The sequence below is a fragment of the Streptomyces sp. NPDC092952 genome (assembly GCF_044754785.1).
In the GTDB taxonomy this organism is placed as follows: domain Bacteria; phylum Actinomycetota; class Actinomycetes; order Streptomycetales; family Streptomycetaceae; genus Streptomyces.
Window position 1 is genome coordinate 72,147 of record NZ_JBIVPT010000011.1, and the last position, 24,597, is coordinate 96,743.

Here is a 24,597-nt window from a genome sequence, read left to right on the forward strand (position 1 = left end):
AGGTCATCAGCCCACTTCGTCGTTGATCGGTGCCTGATGCGCGGACGCATCGGCGAGTTCGGTCCGGCCGGTACGGGCGTCCGGCACCGGCAGGGACATGTACACCGCGCCGGTGCCGTATCCGGCCGGGGGCGTGATCCCCCGGTGGGCGCGGAACCCCTGTGCCGCCCAGAAGATGTCGCTGCCGCCGACGGCGACCAGCGAGACCGTCGCGTAGCCCTTGGCGGCCGCCACCGTCAGGAGGCGGCCCAGCAGGATCCCGGCCAGTCCCCGGCGGCGCAGGTCCTCGGCGACGACCAGGTCGTGCAGATGGAGGTTGCGGGAGTGGAAGACGACGTCCTCGGTCCGGTCGAGGTCCGGGTAGGTGAACATCGGGTAGGGCAGGGCCAGCAGGTAGCCCGCGGTGCGGTTGCCGTGGTCCAGCACGAAGCAGGTGGCGGGCGAGGCCGCCGCCCGGGACTCCAGCGCCGCGCGCCCCTCGGTCAGTCCGGCGGCGCCGTACGCGGCGGACTCCAGCGCCACCACGGCGTCCCAGTCCCCGCCGCGCACGGCTCGTACGGTTACGCGCACGTCATGGCCTTTCCGTTCGTCGCTGCCCGTCGTCCACGCAGAGGTGCGGGAGCGGGTCGAAGCCGTTGAAGCCCCTCGTCGTGTAGCCGGTGGCGTAGGCGCCGCTGGAGAGGATCCAGACGGGGTCGCCGGAGGCGGCGGTGGCGGGGACCTCGACCCGGTTGTGCTGGTGGGCGTAGGCGTCGTCGCTGTCGCAGGTGGGGCCCGCGACGACGGCCGGTACGCCCGCCGCGCCGGGGCGGGTGGGGAAGTGCAGCCGGTACTGCAACTGGTCCATCTCGTAGAGGCCGTTGAACTTCCCGCAGCTGAGGTAGAGCCAGTGCTCGGGCGCGCCCCCGTCCGGGCTGCGGGTGGAGAGCCGGGACACATGGGCCCGGACGGCTCCGTGGTCGGCGACGAGGTGGCGCCCCGGCTCCATGACGAAGTCCAGCGGGACCTCCGAGACGGCCCTCAGGTGCTCCATGCCCTCCCGGATCACCGCGAAGATCTTGTCGACCGGCGGGTCCAGGACGTCGCCCCGGCTGTCGAGGTAGCCGAACGCGGGCAGACCGCCGCCGAGATTGATCCGGTCCGGGTGGATACCGCGCCGGCCCAGCGACGCGAGCACGCCGGCGAGGCGGTCGACGGCGTCCCGCCAGGCGTCCGCCGTCATCTGCTGCGAGCCGACGTGCACGGAGAGGCCGGACGGGACCAGCCCGGACCTCCGGGCCTCCTCCATGACGCGCACCGCGTCGTCGCCGGAGCAGCCGAACTTCCCGCTGAGCCCCCACAGCGCGCCCTCGCCGCTGGTGGCCAGCCGGCAGAAGACCCGGGCACCGGGGGCGTGCGCCGCGATCGCCGCCACGTCCTCGGGGCTGTCGGTCGCGAAGTCCCGGACGCCGAGGCGGTGGGCGGCGGCGATGTTCTCGTCGGACTTGATGGTGTTGCCGTAGTGGACGCGGTCGACCGGCACCCCGGTACGGAGCGCCTGGGCGATCTCGTTGGGGCTCGCCGCGTCGAAGCCCGAGCCCTTCGCCGCCAGCCGGGCGAGGACCTCGTCCACCGGGCACGCCTTCATGGCGAAGCGGACGCCGATGCCGGGCAGCTCGTCCAGCAGTGTGTCGTACTGCGCCTCGATGCCCGCGAGGTCGAAGACGATCCTGTCCTGACCGGCGGCCTCCAGCGCGGCGCGCAGCGGGGTGCTCAGGGGCGGGTTCGGGGGTGTGTTCAGCCGTGTCACGACGCGCGCCCGCCCGGTGCCGTGCCGGGGAGGCCGGCGGCCCGGCTCGCCGCCATCAGCGGCTGCCAGACCTCGGTGAGCAGGGCGAAGTCCTCGATGTCGGCCCGTGCCTCGTCGAGGAGGCGCGGGCCGCGCTCCGCGAGGACGTCCGCGAACCCGGCGTAGCGGCCGCCCAGCCGGCGGTAGGAGCGGTGCAGGACGTCGAGCCGGTGCACGTTGTCCGTACGGTCCGCCCCGGCGCTCCACCGGGCCAGTTCGGCCACCTTCTCCGGCCGGAGGAGGAACGCGTCGTCGAGGAGCGCGGGGCCCTCGGCCGCCATCCGGTCGTAGATGAGGTTGAAGTACAGCATCGACAGGAAGAACTTCGTCAGCCGCAGCTGGTAGGCCGTGAACCCGGCGTCGGTGCGGCGTTCGGGCGTGTAGTAGTTCACGATGGTGCGGTTGTGCAGGACGCCGGGCAGGGTCCCGTCGTGCACCAGGTGCAGGAGGAAGTAGTCGCTGCCGATGGTGTCGGTGGCGGGCGGCAGCGGCACCCGTTCGTACACCTGGTCCAGGAAGCCGATGTTGCACATGTCCACCCGCATCGGGTCGACGTGGGTGAGCACCGTGTGGTCGCCGGTGAACGGCTCGGTGCCCGCGCCCCGGAACGACTCGTCGACCAGGTCCCGCTTCCGCTCCTCGGACCAGTCGGCGGGGGCCCACAGGCCGACCATGTCGTGGTAGACGTCCGGGTCCGTGCGGAGGATCTCGCCGATGTCCACCGACAGCTCGCCGATGAACGAACTCCCCACCATCGCGACGGGCTTGGCCGCGTCGTCGGCGCCGAGCAGGTTCTCGTCCACGCCGTCCGCCGCGTCGGCGGCGGCCTTCCCCAGCGAGGCCAGCTCGTGGTGGACCGGGAAGACGGTCTCGCCGTCCAGGACCTGGTAGCGGCTGTCGGAGTCCCGGCGGTGCACCGACCGGCAGCCGAGCGCGGCGGCGATCAGGAACGCGCGGTTGGTGCAGGCCCCGTAGGAGACCTTCGCGGGCAGCATGAGGTCGAGGACCGCGTCCGGTTTCACGGTCCCGGAGTCGGCGATCACCCGGCGCAGGAAGTCCCGCTGCCGGTCCTCGCCGAGGTGGTGCACGACCACGTTCCGGTGGTGTCCGGCGGCCTCGGCGGCCCGCGCGTGCCCGGCGCGGACCGGGCCCTCGGTGGAGTCCAGGATCAGCAGGTGCGCCTCGACGCCGAAGCGGTCGGCGGCGTACGCGGCCTCCTCGCCCATCGCGGTGATCGTGTCGGCGCAGGCCCGGTTGGTCGGGAGGGTCAGGCAGATACGGCGCATGCCGGCTCCTCCGTGGACCGCTCGGTGGCCGGCTCGTGCCAGGACTTCAGGCCCAGCAGGCGTTCGCCGAGGCCGTTCAGTCCGGCGGGGCCGTAGCGCAGGGACTCGTGCCGCGTGACGTCGCCGACCAGCGTCCCGTTCCAGTCCGGTGTGGCGAGGGTGCGCCAGGACTCGATCCGCGAGCGGCGCAGCTCCTCGTGCGATTCGAGCGCGGGCATCATGGAGAGGTACTGGACCGCGCGCACCCCGTCCGCCGAGGTGTTGCGGGCCACGCCGTGGGCGAGCAGCCCGTTCCAGATCAGCAGGTCCCCGGCGCGCAGTTCGGGCCGGACCACGGGGAATTCGTCCCGGTCGACGTCCGGCCGGATCGGGTCGCGGTCCGCGCTCTGGCCGGTCTTCCACGGCTCGAACCGGTGGAACAGCTCGGGCGAGCACTGGAATCCGCCGAGCTCGGGCCGGGTGTCGTTGAGCGCGATGATGCCCTGGACGCGCTGCGGCAGCACCCCGAGCGTGGTGTCGACGTCCCAGTGCAGCTCGATGTCGAAGCCCTTGTCCGTGGGGGCGATGAGCGCGCGGTCACGGTTCTTCACGTTGGGCGGGTTGAGGTTGAGCCGGTCCAGGGTGACCCAGAGCTCCTCGCAGTCCCAGACGTCGACGAAGGCGTCGTAGACCCGTTGGGTCTGCCGGCTGTCCCAGATGAGCTGGTGGTGGTACGCCTCGACGAAGCCGTAGACGTGCAGTTCCCGGTCCAGGTCGTCGCGGAACGGCCGGTCCTCGTACCAGGTGTCGGGGCGGGACGGGTCCAGCCCCTGGAAGTCCCAGGTGAAGTCGAGGAGCCGGCGCGCGGCCTCGGCGGGGATCGCCTCGCGGACGACGACGTAGCCGTAGTTCTGCCAGAACGCGAAGTCCTCCTCGGAGAGCACCCGGAGCTCCCGCGTCTTGCGGATCTCCCGCAGCGGTGTCCGCGCCAGGTACGCCTCGCCGTCCGAGCTGAAGTACGGGCGTTCGGAGGGGGCTCGGTACAGATACGGTTCGGGCGTCGGCAAGGCAATCACTCCAGGCTCTGCGTCTTCGTGCTCTCGGGCACCGGGGAGCGGCCGCGGGCGCGCTCGTCCTCGTCGACGACGGCCGCGGGTACGGGTGGGAGTGCTTCGGGACCGGGCGGGGGCCATGGCTCGGCTCCTCGCGCCCCTCGGTCTCTCGGCTGGCGACCGGCTCGCCGCCGGTCTCGCGTGGTGGGGCCGCGCCGGCCTCCGGCCGGGTGGCTCCGCCGCTCAGACTCTGCTGGACGGCCGTCCGGGCCGACAAGCCTTTCGGTGTGTGCCGAATCGCCCCGACCGCAGGTGGGAGGTGGTGCCGCACACCGAGCGGAAGATCATTTGCTGGTCAGGCACTGTGTCAGTTCCAGCCCCGAGCGGTTGAGTTCGTACAGGACGCGGGTGCCCGCCCGGTGGCGCTGCACCACGCCCGCCGAGACGAGGGCCGCGAGGTGCTGGGAGACGGTGCTGGCGGCCAGTCCGAGCTGGTCGGCGAGGGCGGAGGTGGTGGTCGGCGCGGCCAGTTGGCGGACGACGGAGGCGCGCCCCCGGCCCAGCAGGATCGCCAGCCGGTCCTCGCGCGAGGGCCGTCCGGCGCCGCCCCGGTCCGGTTCGGTACGCAGGAGCCCGGCCCCGCGCGCCGGGAAGGAGACCACGGTCCGCCCGCCCGCCACCGACCACCAGCAGGTGCCGTCCGCGAACATCATGGGCACGGCGGTCACCCGGTCGGCGCCCTCGGTGCGCTCGTACGGGACGCGCAGGTCGCGCAGGAGTTCCGCCCCGCCGCCCATCGCGAGGGCGCGGGAGCGGAAGAGGATCTCCTCCTCCAGCGAGCGGGCCAGCCCGGCCGCGCGCGGTTCGATCGCGGACCGCCAGAACCGGGACAGCTCGACGGCCAGATAGCCGAGTTGGGCCTCGGGGTCGCGGACCAGGGCGGCGATCAGCGGGTCGGCGAAGCCCTGCGGGTACTCCCGGGCCAGCTCGTCGCGGACGAGACCGGCCGACACCCGCCCCATGCCGTCGAGTTCGGCGGCGAAGCCCCCGGCCCGGGAGGTGGCACCCGCGGTCAGGAACGACGGGATGCGCCCCCGCGCCCGGGCGAGGGCAACCAGCGACCTGAGGCGCGGGGTGAGCAGCCCGTGCGCCTCGCGGGCCCAGGAGGCGTGCGGCCAGGGGACGTCGGGGCCGTACCGGACCAGCAGGGCGGCCGCGCCGAACGCCTGCCACGACTCGCACAGCGCCAGCCGCACGTCGGAAGGGTGGCGTCGCATCACACCGCCCGGCCGGCGTACGCGTACACGGGACCGGCGGCGCGCCCCGCCCCGCTCGCCGCCAACTCTCTCGATCTGAGTCGGAGTTCGAGGAGCGATCGGAGTACGTCCACGGCAGAAGCATGCGACGGCTTGAACACGAACCCCGCCCATCCCTAGTGGTCCAGACCAATGCTGCTTGAGCTTTCGGCACCCGTCCGGCAGCTGTCAAGGATCTAGTGACCCAGGTCATACGACCATCACGTACGGCGAGGTAACTCGTGCGGCATGTGACCAATTGCAGGCAGGGGCATGACAACAATCTGCCGTCGGAGCGACTGCCCCGGACCCCGCGAAACCCGCCCCCACCAGGCAATTCGTCATACGGAACGAATGAGTCCGACCTCTCCCCTTCGCCGGTCCGTAACCCCGGTACGGTACGCCCGGGTCAGCTCCCGGCCCCCGCCGGCGCGCCGCCGAGCGTGGTGGCGAGCGCGGTGTCGACGGCCTCCAGGACCTCGACGGGGCGCACCAGGTCCGGGTAGTCGACCGGCGGCCGCCCGGTGCGCGCCATCGCCAGGAAGGCCCGGAGTCCGGGCAGGCAGTAGTCGGGGCCCGGGACGAGGGTCCGCTCCGCCATGCCCTCCCGGGTGAACGCCATGGCGTGGAACGGGACCTGCTCCGTACGGCCGGGGCGGACGAGGTTCACGACCACCCGGGTGGGGCCCGCGGTGAACGAGGCGACGACCGTGGAGCCGGTGATGTCGACGCGGACGGCCGAGAGGGCGCCGGGGGCGAGCCGGAGCGCGATGTCGACGGCGTGGATGCCGTAGAAGAAGATCCCGCCGTGGTCGCCGTCCGGGTCGGCGGGGCCGGAGACGACGACCAGCTCCGGCACCCCCGCCCGCGCCGAACGGGCGGCCAGCTCCTCGGTGTCCGGGATCCAGCGGAGCGCCGAGGAGGAGGTGAGCGGGGCACCGTGGGCGCGGGCGGCGTCGGTCAGGGCGCGGGCGTCCTCGGCGGTGCGGGCGAGCGGTTTGTCGACGAAGACGGGAAGGCCCTCGGCCAGGAAGGGCATCGCCTGGTCGCGGTGGCGGGCGCCGTCCCGGTCCGCGACGACGACGGCGTCGACCAGGCCCAGCAGCTCGGCGGGGGCGTCGACGACCTCCGCGATGCCCCCGGCGGCCGCCAGGGCGACGTTGCGCGGGGTGCGCCCGCCGCCGAGGGCCACCACACGCGCGTCGCCGCAGGCCGCGTCAGTGTTGAGGTGGCGGACGATCTGGTCGACATGGCTGTTGTCGGTGCCGACGATCCCGATGCGCATCCGGAGGGTTTCCCTTCGAGCCGGTGGGCCCGCGAGCCGCCCCGGGCCCCACTGCCGCCGATCCTCCCACGTCCGGACGGGTCCCGAACGCATTCATCATTTTCCTATACCCTTTAGGCAGCTGCATAATAGGATTCGCTGAATGGGAGAGTGAGCATGGTGAGAGCGGGGCTGACCCCGGAGCGTCTGACCCTGGCGGGGGCGGAGCTGGCCGACGAGGTCGGTTTCGGCCAGGTGACCGTCTCGGCGCTCGCCCGGCGGTTCGACGTGAAGGTCGCGAGTCTGTACTCGCACCTGAGCAGCTCCCAGGAGCTGAAGACCAGGATCGCCCTGTTCGCCCTGGAGGAGCTGGCCGACCGGGTCGCCGAGGCCCTGGCCGGGCGGGCCGGCAAGGACGCCCTGGCCGCCTGTGCGAACGCCTACCGCGACTACGCCCGCGAGCATCCTGGCCGCTACGAGGCCGCCCGCCTCCGGCTCGACCCCGAGACGGCGGCCGCCAGTGCCGGGGTGCGGCACGCGCAGATGATGCGGGCGCTCCTGCGCGGCTACGACCTGCCGGAGCCGGACCAGACACACGCGGTCCGGATGCTGGGCAGCGTCTTCCACGGCTACGCGAGCCTGGAGCTGGCCGGGGGCTTCGAGCACTCCGCCCCCGGGGCGGAGGAGTCCTGGGCCTGGGTCGTGGACTCCCTCGACACCCTGCTGCGGACCCTCTCCCCGCGCTGACCCGGCGGGTCCGCCCCTCCGGGCGCGGACGCCCGGACCGGGCCGGACAGCCGCCCGGCCCACGCCCGGCCGCCGCCGCCGAACATCCCGAACGAACCCGAGGCAACGCACGATGAACACCGAGCACGACTGGATCACCACCCCCGTCACCGAGGACCTCCTCCGCGGCCACCTCGATCTGGAGACGACGCCCCACGGCCTGCTGCCGCACCGGCTGCCCGCCCGGGCCCGCCGCCAGATCCCCGACCAGCAACTGGCCGAGGCCGAGGCCCAGCCGTCCGGGGTCCGGCTGGTCTTCCGTACGAGGGCCACGGCCGTCGCCCTGGACACACTGCCCACCAAGCGGGCCTACCGGGGCCTGCCGCCCCGGCCCGACGGCGTGTACGACCTGGTGGTGGACGGCGTTCCCGCCGCCCGGACCACGGTGTCCGGCGGGAACGTGCGCACGGTCACCGACCTGGTCACCCAGGCCTCCGAGCTGACCGAGGGGCCCGTCGGCACCGCCCTGTTCACCGGGCTGCCCGCGCACGACAAGGACATCGAGATCTGGCTCCCGCACACGGAGACCACCGAGCTGGTCGCGCTGCGCGCCGACGCCCCCGTCGAGCCGGCGCCGGACCGGGGGCGCCGGGTGTGGCTGCACCACGGAAGCTCCATCAGCCACGGCTCGAACGCCACGCGTCCGACCGGTACCTGGCCGGCGCTGGCGGCCGCCCGGGGCGGGGTGGAGCTGGTGAACCTGGGGTTCGGCGGCGGCGCGCTGCTCGACCCGTTCACCGCCCGCGCGATGCGGGACACCCCCGCCGACCTGATCAGCGTGAAGATCGGCATCAACGTCGTCAACAGCGACCTGATGCGGCTGCGGGCCTTCGGCCCGGCGGTCCACGGCTTCCTCGACACCCTCCGCGAGGGCCATGCGGCCACGCCGCTGCTGGTCGTGTCGCCGCTGCTCTGCCCGGTCCAGGAGGACACCCCGGGTCCGCTCATGCCCGACTTCTCCGACGGGACGCTGCGATTCCGGGCGACGGGCGATCCGGCCGAGCGCGCCGCCGGGCGCCTGACGCTCACCGTCGTCCGGGAGGAGCTGGCCCGGATCGTCGAGCAGCGCGCGGCCGACGACCCGGCCCTGTACTACCTGGACGGCCGGGAGCTGTACGGCGAGCGGGAGTACGCCGAACTCCCGCTGCCCGACGGCATCCACCCCGACGCCGCCGCCCACCGCCGGATCGGCGAGAGCTTCGGGCGGCTCGTGTTCGGCGAGGGCGGCCCGTTCGCCGCGGAACCCCGCTGAGCCCCGGGGCCACGGCCCCGTGAACGCCGGACCGCCGCCCGCCGCGCCAGGAGCGGCGGACGGCGGACGGCGGTCGGGGCGAACAGTCGATCGGCGGCGGCGCCGCGTCAGACCAGCGCCTCCCAGTCGATGAGCCCCTCCGCGAGGTCGCGCACGGCGGCGAGCAGGCCCAGCCGGTTGGCCCGCACCCGCGGGTCGTCGGCCATCACCAGGACGTCGTCGAAGAAGGTGTTGACCGCGTCGACCAGTTCACCGGTCTCCGCGCTGAAGCGCACCAGCGAGCCCTCCCCGGCGAGAACGGCCCGGCTCTTGCTCAGCGCGTCGTGCAGGCCCTGCTCGGCGCGCTCCCAGAACAGCGTCCGGTCGTAGCCCGCCGTCACGTCGGCCGGGACGATGCGCCGGATCCGCTGGAAGGCGGCCACGACGGTGGCGAACCGCTCGTCGCCGCGCAGGCTCTCCAGCTCCTCCAGGACCCGCACGGCCAGCAGCGGCGCGTCGGCCCGGACCAGCACCGCCCGTACGTCCACGGTGGCGTGGCCCGTCTCGATCAGCTGCTGCTCGAAGCGGCGCACCACGAATTGCTGGGCGGCGTCCACCGTCTCGGGGGCCACCGGGACGGCCTGGTGCCCGGCCGCGATGGCCAGGCCCTGGTGGACGGTGAGCCCGGCCAGGTCGGCCCGGCTGAGCAGGATGTTGACCACGCCGAGCGCGGAGCGCCGCAGCCCGAACGGGTCGGAGCTGCCCGAGGGCTCCGCGCCGATCGCGAAGAGCCCGGCCAGCAGGTCGAAGCGGTCCGCCAGGGCCAGCAGGGCACCGGGCAGGGTGCCGGGCAGCAGGTCACCGGCGGAGCGGGGCAGCTCGTTCTCGAAGAGCGCCTGGGCCACCGCCTCGCTCTCCCCGGCCCGGTAGGCGTACTCGCGGGCCATGACGCCCGCGAGGCTGGAGAGCTCGGTGACCATCTGCGAGCCGAGGTCGAACTTGGTGAGCGACGCGGCGCGCTCCAGGGTCTCGCGGTCGGCGCCGGAGATCCCGACGCTCTCGCCCAGCCGGAGGGCCACGGCCGAGATGCGGTCGGCGCGGTCCGCCATGGAGCCGAGCCGCTCCTCGAAGGTGAGGAGGCGGGTCTTCTCCTTCATGTCGGCCAGCGGGGTCTCCAGGTCCGCCTTCCAGAAGAAGGAGGCGTCCTCGTACCGGGCGCGGAGCACGGCCTCGTTGCCGCGCCGGACCACGTCGTGGTCGCAGGACCCGTTGGCGACGGCGACGAAGTACGGCAGCATCTCGCCGCGCTCGCCCACCACCGGCAGGTAGCGCTGGTGCTTGCGCATGACCGTGACGAGGATGTCGGAGGGCAGCGAGAGGTACTTGGCCTCGAAGCCGCCGAGGATCGGGGTGGGCGCCTCGACGAGGTTGGTGATCTCGTCGATGAGGCCGGTGTGCCGCTCGGTGTCGATGTACCCGCCGACCTCGGCGGCGAGCCGGACCGCCCCGTCCACGACGAGCCGCCGGCGCACCTCGGCGTCGGCGAGGATGCCGTGGTGCTCCAGGAAGGAGAGGTATCCGTCGGCCGTCGCCACCTCCACCGTCGGCCGGGCCGCGTCGCGGTGCACCTGCGTGGTGCGGCCCGACTCCAGCGTGGAGACGGTGAAGGGGACGACCTGGTCGCCGAGGAGCGCCAGGATCCAGCGGATCGGGCGGGTGAACGCGAGCTTCGGCACGTTCCACCGCATGTTCTTCTCGGCGCGCAGCCCGGTCACGATCTCCGGGAGGAGGGCGGACAGCACCTCCTGCGCCGGGCGCCCGGCCACCTGGCGGGTGAGCGCCACGTGCTCGTTGTTGCCGAAGACGACCCGGCCCAGCTCGGCGGGGTCGGCGCCGTTGCTCCGGGCGAAGCCCAGGACGGCCTTGGTGGGGTTGCCCTCGGCGTCGAAGGCGGCGGAGACCTTCGGGCCGCGCACGGTCTGCTCGGAGTCCGTCTCGCGGGGCTGCACCCCGTCGACGACGGCCACGACGCGGCGCGGTCCGGCGACGACGCTGATCGCGCCGTGGCCGAGCCGGGTGGCGGCCAGCTTCTCGGTCAGCGCCTCGCGCACCGCCCGCGTGGTCCGGGTGACCTCGGCCGGGGGCATCTCCTCGACACCGATCTCCAGCACCAGCGTGGCCGGACCGGCCTCGACGGGAGCGGCCACGGGCTCGGCGACGGCCACCGGCTCGGCAGGAGCGACGGGCCCGGGGGCCACCGGCTCGGCGGGGGCGACGGGCTCAGCGACCGCGGGGGCTGCGGGGGCGGCTGGTTCCGCCTCCGCGGGGGCCTGCTCCGGCTCCTGGCGCTGCTCCGCCGGGGCGGCGGCCTCCGAAGCGGTTCCGCGCTCGACGGCGGCCTGGGCCTTCAGCGCGGCGGCGGTCCCCGGGACGGTGCCCAGCGGGAAGCCCAGCTCCTCGCGGCGGGCGACCCACAGCGCGGCCACCTCGTGGGCCAGTCCGCGCATCCGGGCGAAGGACCGCGCCCGCTCGGTGGTGGAGATGGCACCGCGCGCGTCGAGCACGTTGAAGGTGTGCGAGCACTTGAGCACGTACGAGTACGCGGGCACCGGCAGCCGCGCGTCGAGCAGGCGGCGCGCCTCGCCCGCGTACGCCTCGAAGAGGGTCCGCTGGGTGTCCAGGTCGGCCTCGTCGAGGTAGTAGCGGCTCATCTCGTACTCGGCCTGGCCGAAGGCCTCGCCGTAGGTGACGCCGGGCGCGTACTGGAGGTCCTTGAAGTGGTTCACGCCCTGGAGCGCCATCAGGATGCGCTCGATGCCGTAGGTGATCTCCACGGACACCGGGTCCAGCGTGATGCCGCCCGCCTGCTGGAAGTAGGTGAACTGGGTGATCTCCAGTCCGTCCAGCCACACCTCCCAGCCCAGGCCCCAGGCACCGAGCGCCGGGGAGGCCCAGTTGTCCTCGACGAAGCGGATGTCGTGGGCGTCGGTGTCGATGCCCAGGGCACGGAGGCTGCCGAGGAAGAGCTCCTGGGCGTTGCCCGGCTCCGGCTTCAGGATGACCTGGTACTGGGTGTGCGTCTGGAGGCGGTTGGGGTTCTCCCCGTACCGGGAGTCGTCGGGGCGGACGCTCGGCTCCACGTACGCCACCCGCCAGGGCTCCGGGCCCTGGACGCGCAGGAACGTGGAGGGGTTGAGCGTGCCCGCGCCGACCTCAGTGTTCATGGGCTGAACGTTCAAACAACCTTGTTCGGCCCAGTAGGTGTTCAGCACCTGGAGAGCTTCTTGCATCGTCAACACTGAGATCATTCCTTCACGGACGCGGCGCGCGGACTTCGGAGCACTTCCCGGCCGGAGCACAGGAGACCCTGAGTCCGGCGAGTCTATCGAGCGGGAAGGAACCCCCCGATCGCCGAATGCGGGGTCAGGCCAGCGCGACCTCGCACCACACGGTCTTGGTGTACGGATCACCACCGGTGGTCCCCCACCGCCGCGACAGGGCCTCGACCAGGAGCAGCCCCCGGCCGCTCGTGTCGAGACCGGCGGAGGACGCCCGGACCGTGCCGGGGGCGGGCGGGGTCCGGTCGGGGCTCGCGTCCGTCACCTCGACGAGCAGTTCCGGTTCCCCTCCCTGGAGGGTGAGCCGCAGCCGGAAGTCCCGGCCGGGCACCCGTCCGTGCCGTACGGCGTTGGAGGCGAGCTCGGCCACCAGCAGTTGCGCCGTCCGGTTCGCCTCGCTCCCGTGCGGCCAGCCCCAGCGGTGGATCTCCTCGGCCGCGAGACGGCGGGCGAGCCGGGCACCACGCGGGGTGGCCGAGAGCAGGATGCCGAAGTGGCGGGCGGGGGCGCGGTGTTGTCCGGAGGCGGGGCGGGGCTCCGGAGTGGGGGAGGTTTCGCGATTCATGTCACTCAGCGTGTCCACCCGGATCTACGGTGACCAGTAGCGACACCCGTACAGGGCGTGACTGTCCGGGTCTTGTCCGGGTCTGTCCGGGCTGTGTGGCGTTACCCGTTTCCCCAGCGAGGAGTTGAGCATGCACGGATCGGATGTGGAGGTGTGCGAACGTGAGTCTGACGGGGCATTCGGTACAGGCCGGTGACGGAATGGAGCCGCACGACGCCGTCGACGAGGAGTCGACGCTCGTCCTGCGGATGATCGGCCGGACCGTCAAGCGCTGGCGCGACCGGCTGAACATGACCCAGGCCGAGCTGGGGGCGGCCATCGGCTACAGCGAGGAACAGGTCTCCTCGGTGGAACGGGGACGGCGCGCCCCGAGCGCGGCGTTCCTGGAGCGGGCGGACGAGGTGCTCGGGGCGGGCGGCATGATCGCCGCCCTGTGCAAGGAGGCCGAGGAGGCGCGGTTCCCGAAGAAGGTGCGGGATCTGGCGAAGCTGGAGGACCAGGCGATCGAGATCTGCGCCTACGACAACTCCGTCGTCAACGGGCTGCTCCAGACCCAGGAGTACGCCAAGGCGCTGTACGGGATGCGGCGCCCGGCCTTCAGCGAGGAGGAGATCGAGCGGCTCGTCGCCGCGCGGATGGCACGCCAGGAGATCTTCCACCAACAGCCCGCCCGGGTCTTCACCTTCATCATGGAAGAGGTGACGCTCCAGCGCCCCCTCGGGGGCAGAATGGTGATGCGGAAGCAGCTCGAACATCTGCTGGAGTTCGGCCAGCGGCGAGACGTGGAGATCCAGGTAATGCCCACGAATCGCGAGGATCACACAGGTCTCGCAGGGGCGTTCAAGCTACTGCGGCTGGACAACGGGGAGACCGTTGGACACAGCGAGGCCCATCTCATCAATCGACTGTTCTCACACCCCAAAGAGATCCAACTCTTCGAGATCCGCTGTGGCATCATCCGGGCCCAGGCCCTCACCCCGCGTGAGTCGCTGGCCTTCATCAAGAAAGTGCTGGGAGAGATGTAATGACCAACCCCTCGACAGCGAACAGTTCCGTGCTGGAGTGGTTCAAGAGCAGCTACAGCACCAATGACGGCCCGGACTGCGTGGAGGTAGCCGTCGTCCCCGAGACCGTCCACGTACGCGACTCCAAGCAGACCCACGGCCCCCGGCTCGCCTTCGGGCCCCAGCAGTGGACCGCCTTCGTCTCCTACGCCACCCACCACTGACGTACGCGCGCGACGAACGCACCCGCGCCCCGCATCCGGCCTCCCGTCGGGTGCGGGGCGTCGTTGTGTTGTGGCGGCCGGTGCGGGCGGGGTCGTAGGGTGGGCCGTGCAGCTGGTTCGCCCCGTCCGCCAGGCGGGGAGTCGTAAGAGGGAACCCGGTGGGAATCCGGGACTGCCCCGCAGCGGTGAGTGGGAACGACCGCCGTCATACGCACTGGGGCCCGAGACAGGGTCCTGGGAAGCGACGGCCAGTAGGTGTCCGCCTTTGGGCGGGCGAGCCCGCGAGTCCGAAGACCTGCCACTGCCCGCGCGCGTACGACGCGTGCGCGGACATCCCGGTGACCTCGTGGGCGGGTCGGCGTACATATCCGGCGGACGGCCGTGCCCTGTGGCGCGAGGCCGCACCGCGGGACATGCCACTCCTTCGTGCCGCGCGGGTCCTCGGGATCCCAGGGATACGTCTCTCGAAGGAGATCTCCGTGACCGGCAGGACCGCAGCCGCGGCAGCACGGGCGACCGTGTACGGCTACCCCCGTCAGGGGCAGAACCGTGAACTGAAGAAGGCGATCGAGGGTTACTGGAAGGGCCGCGTCACCGCCGACGCGCTCCGTGCCATCGCCGCCGGCCTGCGCCGCGCCAACTGGCGGGAGCTGACCGAGGCCGGCATCCACGAAGTGCCCACCGGCGACTTCTCGTACTACGACCACGTGCTGGACACCAGCGTCATGGTCGGCGCGGTCCCCGACCGGCACCGCACGGCCGTCGCCGCCGACGCCCTGGACGGCTACTTCGCGATGGCGCGGGGAACCCAGGACGTGGCGCCGCTGGAGATGACCAAGTGGTTCGACACGAACTACCACTACCTGGTGCCCGAGCTCGGGCCGAACACCGTCTTCTCCGCCGACTCCACCAAGCAGGTCTGCGAGTTCCGCGAGGCACTGGCCCTCGGGCTGACGCCCCGGCCCGTCCTGGTCGGCCCGGTCACCTACCTCCTCCTCGCCAAGCCCGCGCCCGGGGTGGCCGGCGGCTTCGACCCGCTCACCCTGCTGGACCGGCTGCTGCCGGTGTACGCCGAGGTCCTCGCCGACCTGCGCGCGGCGGGCGCGGAGTGGGTGCAGCTCGACGAACCCGCCCTAGTCCAGGACCGCACCCCGGCCGAGCTGAACGCGGCGGCCCGCGCCTACCGCGACCTGGGCGCCCTCACCGACCGGCCGAAGCTGCTGGTGGCCTCGTACTTCGACCGGCTCGGCGAGGCGCTGCCGGTGCTCGCGAAGGCCCCCGTCGACGGGCTCGCCCTCGACTTCACCGAGGCGGCCGCCGCCAACCTGGACGCCCTGGCCGCCGTCGGCGGGCTGCCCGGGAAGCGGCTGGTGGCCGGGGTGGTCAACGGCCGCAACATCTGGGCCGACGACCTGGAGAAGTCGCTCTCCACGCTCGGCACCCTGCTCGGCCTCGCCGACCGGGTCGACGTGGCCGCCTCCTGCTCCCTGCTGCACGTCCCGCTGACCGTGACCGCCGAGCGGGACCTCGATCCGCAGATCACCCGCTGGCTCGCCTTCGCCCGGCAGAAGACCGCCGAGATCGCCACCCTCGCCAAGGGGATCACCCGGGGAACGGACGCGATCGCCGCCGAACTCGCGGTGAACCGGGCGGCGTTGTCGTCCCGTGCCGGTTCGTCCCTGACCCGCGACCCGGCGGTCCGGGCCCGCGCCGCCGCCGTCACCGAGGCGGACACCCACCGCTCCCAGCCGTACCCCGAGCGGGCCGCCGCCCAGCACGCCCACCTGCGCCTGCCGCTGCTGCCGACCACCACCATCGGCTCGTTCCCGCAGACCACCGAGCTCCGCACGGCCCGCGCCGACCTGCGCGCGGGGCGCATCGACGAGGCGGGGTACGAGGAGCGGATCAGGAACGAGATCCGGGAGGTCGTCTCCTTCCAGGAGAAGACCGGTCTGGACGTCCTGGTACACGGCGAGGCCGAGCGCAACGACATGGTGCAGTACTTCGCCGAGCGGCTCACCGGCTACCTGGCGACGCAGTACGGCTGGGTCCAGTCGTACGGCACCCGGTACGTGCGTCCGCCGATCCTGGCCGGGGACATCTCCCGCCCGGAGCCGATGACGGTGCGCTGGACCTCGTACGCGCAGTCGCTCTCGGACCGCCCCGTCAAGGGCATGCTGACGGGGCCGGTCACCATGCTGGCCTGGTCGTTCGTCCGCGACGACCAGCCGCTCGGCGAGACGGCCCGGCAGGTCGCGCTCGCCCTGCGCGACGAGGTGGCGGACCTGGAGGCGAACGGGACGTCCGTCATCCAGGTCGACGAACCCGCGCTGCGCGAGACGCTGCCGCTGCGCGCCGCCGACCGGCCCGGCTACCTCGCCTGGGCGACGGAGGCGTTCCGGCTCAGCACCAGCGGGGTGCGGCCGGACACCCAGATCCACACGCACATGTGCTACGCCGAGTTCGGTGACATCGTGCGGGCCATCGACGACCTCGACGCCGACGTCATCAGCCTGGAGGCAGCCCGCTCACACATGCAGGTCGCCCGCGAACTCGCCGCCCACGGCTACCCGCGCGAGGCCGGACCCGGGGTGTACGACATCCACTCGCCCCGCGTCCCGAGCGTCACGGAGGCGGCCGGGCTGCTGCGCGCCGGGCTCGAAGCGATTCCGGCCGAACGGCTCTGGGTCAACCCCGACTGCGGCCTGAAGACCCGCGGCTGGCCCGAGACGAAGGCGTCCCTGGAGAACCTGGTCGCCGCCGCCCGCACCGTACGCGAGGAACTGGCCGCGAACGGGTCCTGAGCCCCGCCGCACCGGCCACCGGGCCGGGAGCGCTCCGGCGCTCCCGGCCCGTCACCCCGTCGGAGAATCCGGACGGCAAGCGCGTCGCACCGCACCGGCGGTGCCCGCTACCACGCGTCGAAGAGCGTCCGGAAGTAGACGCACAGGACGAGCAGGAACAACCAGGGCACAAGGCAGAGGAGGTAAACGGTCCTGGGATTCCGCACCGCTCCGTCCGCCTTCACCTTGGGCAGGAACAGAGCGAGAAGGAGACTGTCGAGCCCCAGAGCGCTCTGGGTCCAGAGAAGCACCGACTGTGCCGTACTCATGATGCTCGGCCTTTCCTGTGGAGAGTTCTACGAAGATTCGGGATTCGGGGACAAGGGGTTCAAGAGGGGGCCGGCAGGGCCTCGTCGAGCGGTGTCCGGGCTCGCCCCGGCCCTGCCGGCATTCTTCCGGACGGGCCTACCGCCTCCCTTACCGCCGTGGACCGGGTCCAACGGGAGGAGGCGTCCGGTGGCGGGGTTGTGAAGGCGGACGCTCATGAGAGTGAGACCGGTGACGGTCTCGGTGGAGCTCTGCTTGGCACCGAGCCAGTTGTAGCGGGTGGCCTCCTGGCCGGTTGCGCGGGTTGCCGTACTCGTCCGAGTCCAGGGCGACCGGCGCCTTGCCCGCGTCCAGGCGGGAGCTGGAGGGCGATGCCCCCGTGGATGGTGGTGAGTTGCAGGACCGTGTCGCCGGTCTTGCCGGTGGTGGCGGCGAGGTCGCCGGTGGCGGAGGCGACATTGCGGGTCAGGGATCCGGTGGCCGTGTCCTCCATGACCCGGCGCGGATTGTCCCCGTCGCCCGCACAGTGGTTGACCGCCGCGTTCGCACCCCCGGCCCGGTGTGGTGCGCCTTCGGCGGAGGGAGCATGATGCCCGGCATGGAGAGCACGGCCGAGAAGATCAAGATCTGGTTCCGCTTCGTTCCTCGCGAGGGCTGGCTCCCGCAGGACACCGAGGGCCTGTGGGCCACGAGGCTCGACGCCGACACGGCCCTCCTCCTGAACGTCCCCTTCCTTCAGAACGGGGTGGCCGAGGGCGACGTCGTCCGGTTCCGCACCGACCCGGAAGGGCTTCACTGGGCCGTGGAACGGGTCAGCACCTCCGGTAGCTGCACGATCCGTGTGCTGCCCGTTCCTTCCGGCCCGCTGGGCCGCAGCCCCCAGGCCGTTCACCGGCGCCTCTCGGGACTCGGGCTCGGCGGCGAGGTCTTCAGCAAGGAATTCCCCCTGATCGCCTTCAGCGCACCGGCCGGTGCCGACTTCCGAGGAATCAAGGCGCTCCTCGCCCAGGGCCAGGAGGACGGGTGGTGGCACTACGAGGTCGGTTGCGCGACCGAGGAGTGGCGGCGCGCCTGATCCCTGTACGCCACGCGCGGACGGGCGGACCGGTCGGGCCGGAACGGAAGGAGAGGACGTGCCGTGGGCGTCTACATCTCGATCAGAGGGTGGCTGGAGTGCGACGGGACACAACTCGCAGCCGTCGAAGGAATCATCTCGTCCCACGCGGACGGTCACTACTCCCACGGATGGAGCACGCCCCGGCAGCAGGTCAACTGGACCCACTACGTCTTCTACGGCGCCGACATCCGCACATCGGCGCTGAGTTGGTTCATGGACCAGCTCAGGGAGATCGCCCGGATTCCGCCCTCCGACGACGACGGCGATCTCGTCCGGGGCATGTTCCTCGCAAGCCACGAGATCGACGGTGCGACCGAGTGGCAGGTCCGTGACGGTCGCGTCCTCGTCCTGCCCGGCGAGGTGAGGCACCGGTACCTCGACGCATGAGCCGCGCCCGCCGCCCCGGCGCGCCTTGCCAGGTCCTGAACCGTGGGCGGCACCGCGTAGGACGACGCGGGCGTGTGCCCCTGAGCGACCGGACGCGGTCTCGCACGCCCGCCGCCCCTGACCCTTGGAGCGACCGGACGCGGTCCCGCAATCCGGGCAGGGAGTCGGCTACGGGAGGTCCACGACGGAGTGGGCGTCGATGAGTGCGCGGAAGGTCCGGGCGGGATCGTCGTCCGGCGCCGGGAGACTGCCGCTGAGCTGCAGTGCGGCGAAGCCGTGGGCGAGCGACCAGGCGGCCAGGCCGGCGCGCCGGGCGTCGGGGCCGCGGCGGGCGGCGGGGAGGCCCTCGACCCCGGAGGACAGTTCGCGGGAGGCGCGCTCCCTGGCGGTGACGAGTTCCGGATCGTCGCCGTGCAGCAGCCGGGTCCGGAACATCACCTCGAAGTGCGCCGGGTGGGCGAGGGCGAACTCCACATAGCGCACACCCATGTCGCGCAGCCGGTGCCCGGTGTCGGCCGGCACCGCCGCCAGGGCGTCGGCCAGCAGCTCGAACCCCTCCGTGGCGATCGCGGTCAGCAGACCGGCCTTGTCCTTGAAGTGATGGGCGGGCGCGGCGTGCGAGACCTCGGCACGGCGGGCGAGGTCGCGGAGGCTGATCGCTGCGACGCCGTCGCTGCGGATCACCTCCAGTGCGGCGGAGACGACGGCCCGGCGCAGATCTCCGTGGTGGTAGTTCGGTGTTGCGGCCATGGAGAGCAGGCTATCTGCAATCTTGCCATTGACAAGATGAGGCGTGGCCACACAATCTAGTCAGTGACAAGTCCCTGTTGGGTGCGCGACCGTGACACCGGAGGAAGCGAGACATGACGCACAGTCTCAGCACAGTCCGACAGATGTGGCAGCTGCTGGAGCCGGTACATGCCACGCTCTACTACGCGCCGGAGGCGTTCGAGGAGGCCGCGGCCCTGGGCTACGCCACCGACGGCCGCTGGCCGAGCTACTTCGCCTACCGTGCCGCGCCGCTCGGTCCGGTCGGTCCGCAGCTGGCGAACGCCCTCTTCTACAGCTTCAGCCCCCGGATGGTGGAGCACCACATCGCACCGGCCTGGCCGACCGCCGCGCCCGGGCAGGTCCTGGAGGCCCGGAGCACCGCGGTGGACCGCGCGCTGCGGAAGCTGCTCGGCGGCCGGATCGGATCGCCGGAGCTGCGTGAGGCCGCGGAACTGGCCCGTCGGGCCGCCGAGTCGGCGGACACGGCGGGCCGGCCCATGGCCGCCGCGAACGCCGCACTGCCCTGGCCCGCCGAGCCGCACATGGTGCTCTGGCAGGCCGCCACCATCCTGCGCGAGCACCGCGGCGACGGCCACATCGCCGCCCTCCAGGCCCACGGCCTCGGCCCCGCCGAGTCCCTCGTCTCGCACACCGCCGTCGGCGCCGCGCCGCAGGAGGTGTTCAGCAGCAGGCAGTGGACCGACGAGGAGTGGACGACGGCCCGCGAACGCCTCGCCGCCCGCGGCCTGGTGGAGGCCGACGGCAGAGCGACGGACAAGGGCTTTCGGGTCCGTACCTCCGTCGAAAGACTCACCGACGAGCTCGCCGCCGCCCCTTGGGCCGCACTCGGGAGCGACAAGACGGCCCGACTGGCCGAACTGCTCCTCCCGCCGGTGCTCGACATCGTCGGCGCCGGCCTTCTCCCGACACAGAGCACCCTCGGCATCGGCATGGAGTACGACTACGAGCGAGCGGGCACAGACGGACCCGAAGCCGGGTGAGCCCCTCCCCCACGAGTCGGCAGTCACCGCGCGTACCGCGATGGACAGCACTCGTCGACGGGTTTGGCCGACGGTCCGATACGCATGGGCCCCGGACGGTTCACGGGCTTCGACGCACCGGACGCCGCCATGCGGCGGTGACCGGCGTGCCGTCCGGTCGGACGACAGGCGAACCACCGGGCGAGGAAGTGTTCCTGCCCTGGCCCCCGGATCTTCGAGAGGACAGAATCAGGCGCATGTCCCAAGACCACGAGATCGCTTTACCGCCAAGTCTTCGGCTGTCCGGAGACGGAATACAGCTGAGGGAGTGGACCGAATCCGACCTGTCGGCACTGGTCGAGCTCTACGACGATCCCGAGATGGACCGATGGACCCCGGTCCCCTCGCCGTTCACCTCCGAGGCGGCGCGCGCGTACTTGGCCAAGGCTCGCCGAGGCCCCGGGGAAGGCCGCAGGAATGTGCAACTGGCGATCACCACGGACGGCGGGCAGCCGTGCGGCGAGATCCTTCTCTTCCGCTGCGAGCTCGACGCTCGGGATGTCGAACTCGCCTACGGCGTCGGCAGTCGGCACCGACGGCAGGGCCTGGCCTCACGAGCCGTCGGGCTGATGGCTTCCCACGCCTCCCGCGAACTGGGGGCAAGGCGTGTGCTCCTGCGCATCGAACCGGCGAATCTCCCGAGCGAGGCGGTCGCTCGTGCGACCGGCTTCCGCCTCACCGACGACGAGCCCCTCACACGCGAGGCCAAGGGGCGCCGGGTGGAGTTGCTGACGTGGTGCCATGAAAGCGGCGGAACGGACCTTCCTTCGAATTGAGCATCTGAAACACCCGGCCGTTCAGGCGGCCGACCGGGCGCGGTCGGCCGCTGCCGACGCGGAGGCGAAGACGAGGAAGCCGCTGTACGCGTAGAAGAGCACCGCGCCGGAGCCGAAGATCCGGAATTGGCTCGTCACCGCATCGTGGTACTCGGACTCGGTGAGCTCCACCCTGACGCTGCGCTGCGGTTCCTGGGGTCTGTCCCAGTACGTGTAGTAATAACCCGAGGCATCCGCCTGTGCGTCCTCGGCCGCCCCGAATCCGGTGACGAGGCCGAGGACGGCCAGCAGGCCGAAGAGCACATAGGTGAGCTTGAGGAGGTGCGGCAGCAGCAGAACGTATGTGCCGAAGTGCCGGTGTCCTTCAGTTCCGCGGCGACTCCGGTGATGAGGCTACGGACGAGCGCGGCGGCGAAGACCGGGAAGACCGCGAGGAGCAGCACCACTTCGAGCCACTTCGGCGGTGCCTGCCCACCGGGCAGCCACGTCGAACCCACACACAACGCCCCGGCCCCGGCGCACACCATCGCCAACCAGAAGTGCGCCTTGTAGCCGCCTCGCAGCTCCCCCACACCGCCCCCGTACGCCGAACCCTCGGTCGACGAACCATAGACCGCACCCCGTCGCGGCGAAGACCGGCCGGTGCGCTCAGGCGGGCTGGCGGAGTGCGCCGACCAGTGCGCGCGGGTCGTCGGCGTGGAAGCGGATGGCGCGGGCCTCCCCCGTCGCGCCGAGCGGGCGGGTGAAAGGGAGTGGCCGGTTCAGCTCCAGGGTCACCGTGGTCTGGCTGCCCACGATCAGGTCGAGGACCCCGTCCTCGGAGAGGGTGATCAGGCGGCCCTCGGGATAGCGCCGGTCCACCCGGACCGAGGCGACCGCGTCCGGTGGTACGGCCAGGTCGAAGAGAGCGCCGTAGCGGATCCGCAGAGAGCCGTCGGGGCGCACGACGTGCGGCCGGGTGACGCAGGCGGCGTGCAGGGCCAGCACGAGGATGACGCCGTACAGGTCGAGCACGAGGATCACCCGGTGGACCACCGGCCAGGGGATGAGGAGGGCCAGGCCCACCGTCTCGACCACCATGACGAAGAGCAGGCCGTACATCGTCGCGGTCTGAGGTCCGGTGTACGCGGCGGCGAGGTCCCCGGGGCGTACCCCGTGCGTACGGCGCCGGACCCACCGCCCCAGGGAGGCGAGGGCGCGCAGCTCGTGGAGGACCAGGCGGCGGACCTTCACGGGCACCGCCTCCTGTACGGCGGCCCGCCGCGCCGCCCTGCGGTCCGCGCCACGGGCGCGCGCGGCGACGTACAGCGAGCGCAGCACCCAGGTCTCCAGCAGCAGCACGGCGAGCACCAGCGCCTCGGCGCCCGCCAGCGCCCACCCGGGCGGCCGGATCCCGGCCACCAGGCTGGCCACCAGGGCCAGTTCACCCGGCAGCACGGCGGCCACCGCGACTCGCGCCGCCCGTACACCCCTTGACCGGCCGCTCATCCCCAGCCCCTCTCCGTGACAGCGCCCGGGTGGCGAGCCCCACGGGCGCGGCGATCTCTCCGATGCGTATGCCGCCAGTAGAAACCGTGCCGTCGCGTCAAGGTCAAGCGCGATGGAGCGGCGGCGGCCCGGGACGTCGAGGGTGCGGTGGCCGATCGGGGACCGGCGGGCGACACGGTGAAGCATCATGGCGGCGACAGGTCGTTCGTGTCCCTGCGCGGGGACACGTCGGTACTTCAGAAGGGACCCTTCCGTGCCTCCAGCGCCTGAATTCCGCAACTACGTCGAGATCATCCTCGACGGACTCGACAGCACGCCGGGGCAGCGGATCGTCGTGGGTGAGGAGCATGCCTTCACCGCGGTCGAGTTCCGCTCCCTGGTCCACCGCCTGGCGCGCGCCCTGCGGGAGCGTGGGGTCGGTCCAGGGAGGACGGTCACGCTGCTGTGCGGGAACCTCCCGGAGACGATCGCCGTGCGGTACGCGGTCAACCTGCTGGGTGCGCACTTCAATCACCTCTACAACCGGCTCTCCGCCGAGGTGCAGGCCCTGATGATGGCCGATGTGGACACCTACGCGTTCATCGTCGATCCGCGCCTGGCCGCCCGGGGCGCCGAACTCGTCCAGGCCGTTCCACCGATGCGGCACGTCCTGGTGCTCGGTGGGGACCCCGGCCCCGGGCCACAGGGGAATGACGGGGCGGAGGGCCTGGGTGAGGACCTTCTCGCTCTCGCCGCCGAGCAGCCGGACACTCCGGTCACCAGTGCGGCCCGGCCCGAGGATCTGTGCTTCATCCGGCACTCGGGAGGGACCACCGGCCATCCCAAGGGGGTGCGCAGCACCTTCGCCAGGATGCACGAGGGGATCGCGCGGACCAGGGAACTGTTCAGCGGGACGGGCAGGCGCGACCTGGTGTGCACTCCGCTGTCGCATGCCGCCGGGTTCATCGCGGACGGGACGCTCTCCGCGGGCGGCACCGTCTTCCTGCACTACGCCTTCGACCCGGGAGAGGTACTGGCCACGATCGCCCGTGAGCGGATCACGAACATGATGCTGCTGCCACCGCTGCTCTACCAGGTCCTCGACCACCCCGACGCCGGGCGCACCGACACCTCCAGCCTCCAGCAGATCACCTACGGCGGCACCCCGTCCTCCGCGACCCGCATCGCCCGGGCGGTACGGCGTCTGGGGCGTGTGCTGCAGCAGGGGTACGGGCAGTTCGAGGCGGGAGCGGTGAGCGTGCTGCCCGCCTCCGAGCACGACCCCGACCGCCTCGACGTCCTGCGCACCGCGGGACGTCCGGTCCCCGGCGTCGAGGTCGAGATCCGCGACCCGGACCACGGCACACCCCTGCCCGCCGGCGAGGTCGGGGAGATCTGTGTGCGCAGTGCGGACGGGACGATGGAGGGCTACTGGAAGAACCCCGAGCTCACCGCGCAGGTCCTGCGGGACGGATGGGTGCACACCGGCGACCTCGGCCTGCTGGACAGCCAGGGCTACCTGACCGTGGTCGACCGGATCAAGGACATGATCGCGGTGGTCGGTGGCCACGTGTACACCACCGAGTTGGAGGACTTCCTCCATACCCACCCCGCCGTTCGGCAGAGCGCCGTCTACGGCGTGAAGGGCGAGGGCGGCTACGAGCGCATCCACGCCACCGTCGTCACCGCCCCCGGCGTTCCCGTATCCGTGGAGGAACTCCGTGCCTGGGTGCGGGAGGGGCGGGGAGCGATGTACGAGCCCGACCGCATCGATCTCGCGGACGCCCTGCCGCTGACCGACGCGGGCAAGCCCGACAAGAAGCTCCTTCGGTCCCGCGACACGGGTACCCCCGCCCCGTCGGCCGGCTGACGCGGCGGGGGTGTGCCGGCCGCGTCAGTTCGAAGGGGCCGCCGTCCGGGTTCGTTTGCCCGTGGTTGCGGCAGACCGGCCACGACGCACACCCGGTTGACGTGGCTCGGGACCGTGATGTGCCTGTAGACCTCGCGGGCGGCGAACCTCATGAGGCCCCGCATGGCGCCCTTGGTGGCCATGACCTCAGCATGCGCCTGACGACGC

General features: G+C 72.2%; 22 protein-coding genes, 1 pseudogene and 1 riboswitch. Of the genes and pseudogenes, 10 read left to right on the forward strand and 13 right to left on the reverse strand.

Going from position 1 to position 24,597, the window contains the following annotated elements; all coding sequences use genetic code 11:
• Positions 1 to 6 precede the first annotated feature (6 nt).
• The 6 genes from ACIQGQ_RS24665 to ACIQGQ_RS24690 all read right to left on the reverse strand — a co-directional run bounded on the left by ACIQGQ_RS24665 (position 7) and on the right by ACIQGQ_RS24690 (position 6,725).
• Positions 7 to 570 (reverse strand): GNAT family N-acetyltransferase, encoded by a 564-nt coding sequence (locus tag ACIQGQ_RS24665; RefSeq protein WP_402398912.1) that lies wholly within the window; start codon positions 568 to 570, stop codon positions 7 to 9.
• Position 571: 1 nt separating this feature from the next.
• Positions 572 to 1,780 (reverse strand): type III PLP-dependent enzyme, encoded by a 1,209-nt coding sequence (locus ACIQGQ_RS24670; protein ID WP_402399180.1) that lies wholly within the window; start codon positions 1,778 to 1,780, stop codon positions 572 to 574.
• A gap of 5 nt (positions 1,781 to 1,785) precedes the next feature.
• Positions 1,786 to 3,114 (reverse strand): DUF6271 family protein, encoded by a 1,329-nt coding sequence (locus tag ACIQGQ_RS24675; protein WP_402398914.1) that lies wholly within the window; start codon positions 3,112 to 3,114, stop codon positions 1,786 to 1,788.
• Entirely contained in the window at positions 3,096 to 4,160 is a 1,065-nt protein-coding gene (locus tag ACIQGQ_RS24680) for a phytanoyl-CoA dioxygenase family protein (RefSeq protein WP_402398916.1), read from the reverse strand. The genes ACIQGQ_RS24675 and ACIQGQ_RS24680 overlap by 19 nt, the downstream gene beginning before the upstream one ends.
• A 329-nt stretch (positions 4,161 to 4,489) precedes the next feature.
• Positions 4,490 to 5,401, reverse strand: a complete 912-nt coding sequence (locus ACIQGQ_RS24685) for an ArsR/SmtB family transcription factor (protein WP_402398918.1) — start codon at positions 5,399 to 5,401, stop codon at positions 4,490 to 4,492.
• Between the two features lie 448 nt (positions 5,402 to 5,849).
• Positions 5,850 to 6,725, reverse strand: a complete 876-nt coding sequence (locus ACIQGQ_RS24690; protein WP_402398920.1) for a Gfo/Idh/MocA family protein — start codon at positions 6,723 to 6,725, stop codon at positions 5,850 to 5,852.
• A 156-nt stretch (positions 6,726 to 6,881) separates the two neighbouring features.
• On the opposite strand from ACIQGQ_RS24690, the gene ACIQGQ_RS24695 reads away from it, so the two are divergent.
• Together ACIQGQ_RS24695 and ACIQGQ_RS24700 are read left to right on the forward strand one after the other, a co-directional pair.
• The gene (locus tag ACIQGQ_RS24695) at positions 6,882 to 7,451 is read left to right on the forward strand and encodes a TetR/AcrR family transcriptional regulator (RefSeq protein ID WP_402398921.1); all 570 of its coding nucleotides are present in this window, start codon (positions 6,882 to 6,884) and stop codon (positions 7,449 to 7,451) included.
• A gap of 112 nt (positions 7,452 to 7,563) precedes the next feature.
• Entirely contained in the window at positions 7,564 to 8,742 is a 1,179-nt protein-coding gene (locus tag ACIQGQ_RS24700) for a GDSL-type esterase/lipase family protein (RefSeq protein ID WP_402398922.1), read from the forward strand.
• 107 nt (positions 8,743 to 8,849) lie between these two features.
• Here the strand turns inward: ACIQGQ_RS24700 and glyS are convergent, their stop codons facing one another.
• Positions 8,850 to 12,029, reverse strand: coding sequence for a glycine--tRNA ligase subunit beta (glyS, locus tag ACIQGQ_RS24705; RefSeq protein WP_402398924.1), 3,180 nt, complete (start codon positions 12,027 to 12,029; stop codon positions 8,850 to 8,852).
• Between the two features lie 115 nt (positions 12,030 to 12,144).
• On the reverse strand, positions 12,145 to 12,624 hold the full coding sequence (locus ACIQGQ_RS24710) for an ATP-binding protein (RefSeq protein WP_402398926.1): 480 nt from the start codon (positions 12,622 to 12,624) through the stop codon (positions 12,145 to 12,147).
• A gap of 200 nt (positions 12,625 to 12,824) precedes the next feature.
• On the opposite strand from ACIQGQ_RS24710, the gene ACIQGQ_RS24715 reads away from it, so the two are divergent.
• The 3 genes from ACIQGQ_RS24715 (at position 12,825) to metE (ending at position 16,656) form a co-directional block, all read left to right on the forward strand.
• Positions 12,825 to 13,649 (forward strand): helix-turn-helix domain-containing protein, encoded by an 825-nt coding sequence (locus ACIQGQ_RS24715; RefSeq protein WP_402399182.1) that lies wholly within the window; start codon positions 12,825 to 12,827, stop codon positions 13,647 to 13,649.
• Positions 13,649 to 13,852, forward strand: a complete 204-nt coding sequence (locus tag ACIQGQ_RS24720; RefSeq protein ID WP_402398927.1) for a DUF397 domain-containing protein — start codon at positions 13,649 to 13,651, stop codon at positions 13,850 to 13,852. Before ACIQGQ_RS24715 ends, ACIQGQ_RS24720 begins: the two co-directional genes overlap by 1 nt.
• A 144-nt stretch (positions 13,853 to 13,996) precedes the next feature.
• Positions 13,997 to 14,149: riboswitch (cobalamin riboswitch) on the forward strand.
• A gap of 182 nt (positions 14,150 to 14,331) precedes the next feature.
• Positions 14,332 to 16,656, forward strand: coding sequence for a 5-methyltetrahydropteroyltriglutamate--homocysteine S-methyltransferase (metE, locus tag ACIQGQ_RS24725; protein WP_402398929.1), 2,325 nt, complete (start codon positions 14,332 to 14,334; stop codon positions 16,654 to 16,656).
• A 107-nt stretch (positions 16,657 to 16,763) separates the two neighbouring features.
• Here metE and ACIQGQ_RS24730 read toward each other — a convergent pair whose 3' ends face one another.
• Both ACIQGQ_RS24730 and ACIQGQ_RS24735 read right to left on the reverse strand, forming a co-directional pair.
• Positions 16,764 to 16,964 carry a hypothetical protein gene (locus tag ACIQGQ_RS24730; protein WP_402398931.1) on the reverse strand — a complete coding sequence of 67 codons (201 nt, stop codon included), beginning with the start codon at positions 16,962 to 16,964 and terminating at the stop codon, positions 16,764 to 16,766.
• Positions 16,965 to 17,114: 150 nt separating this feature from the next.
• A pseudogene (locus tag ACIQGQ_RS24735) lies at positions 17,115 to 17,497 on the reverse strand (hypothetical protein); the annotation flags it as partial.
• 54 nt (positions 17,498 to 17,551) lie between these two features.
• Here ACIQGQ_RS24735 and ACIQGQ_RS24740 point away from each other — a divergent pair.
• Complete coding sequence (locus tag ACIQGQ_RS24740) at positions 17,552 to 18,037, forward strand: DUF4265 domain-containing protein (protein WP_402399185.1); 486 nt, start codon at positions 17,552 to 17,554, stop codon at positions 18,035 to 18,037.
• Between the two features lie 63 nt (positions 18,038 to 18,100).
• A complete protein-coding gene (locus ACIQGQ_RS24745) occupies positions 18,101 to 18,466 on the forward strand; it encodes a hypothetical protein (RefSeq protein WP_402398933.1) in 366 nt (121 codons plus the stop codon).
• 168 nt (positions 18,467 to 18,634) lie between these two features.
• On the opposite strand, the gene ACIQGQ_RS24750 is transcribed toward ACIQGQ_RS24745, so the two are convergent.
• Positions 18,635 to 19,216, reverse strand: coding sequence for a TetR/AcrR family transcriptional regulator (locus ACIQGQ_RS24750; RefSeq protein WP_402398935.1), 582 nt, complete (start codon positions 19,214 to 19,216; stop codon positions 18,635 to 18,637).
• A 113-nt stretch (positions 19,217 to 19,329) separates the two neighbouring features.
• On the opposite strand from ACIQGQ_RS24750, the gene ACIQGQ_RS24755 reads away from it, so the two are divergent.
• Both ACIQGQ_RS24755 and ACIQGQ_RS24760 read left to right on the forward strand, forming a co-directional pair.
• Positions 19,330 to 20,238, forward strand: a complete 909-nt coding sequence (locus ACIQGQ_RS24755) for a hypothetical protein (protein ID WP_402398937.1) — start codon at positions 19,330 to 19,332, stop codon at positions 20,236 to 20,238.
• A 236-nt stretch (positions 20,239 to 20,474) separates the two neighbouring features.
• Entirely contained in the window at positions 20,475 to 21,053 is a 579-nt protein-coding gene (locus ACIQGQ_RS24760; RefSeq protein ID WP_402398939.1) for a GNAT family N-acetyltransferase, read from the forward strand.
• Positions 21,054 to 21,074: 21 nt separating this feature from the next.
• Here the strand turns inward: ACIQGQ_RS24760 and ACIQGQ_RS24765 are convergent, their stop codons facing one another.
• Positions 21,075 to 21,356, reverse strand: a complete 282-nt coding sequence (locus tag ACIQGQ_RS24765; RefSeq protein ID WP_402398941.1) for a hypothetical protein — start codon at positions 21,354 to 21,356, stop codon at positions 21,075 to 21,077.
• A 345-nt stretch (positions 21,357 to 21,701) separates the two neighbouring features.
• Positions 21,702 to 22,541 (reverse strand): hypothetical protein, encoded by an 840-nt coding sequence (locus tag ACIQGQ_RS24770; RefSeq protein WP_402398943.1) that lies wholly within the window; start codon positions 22,539 to 22,541, stop codon positions 21,702 to 21,704.
• A gap of 253 nt (positions 22,542 to 22,794) precedes the next feature.
• On the opposite strand from ACIQGQ_RS24770, the gene ACIQGQ_RS24775 reads away from it, so the two are divergent.
• Positions 22,795 to 24,390: an AMP-binding protein gene (locus ACIQGQ_RS24775; RefSeq protein WP_402398944.1), complete on the forward strand. Its 1,596-nt coding sequence runs from the start codon at positions 22,795 to 22,797 to the stop codon at positions 24,388 to 24,390.
• Positions 24,391 to 24,597 lie beyond the last annotated feature (207 nt).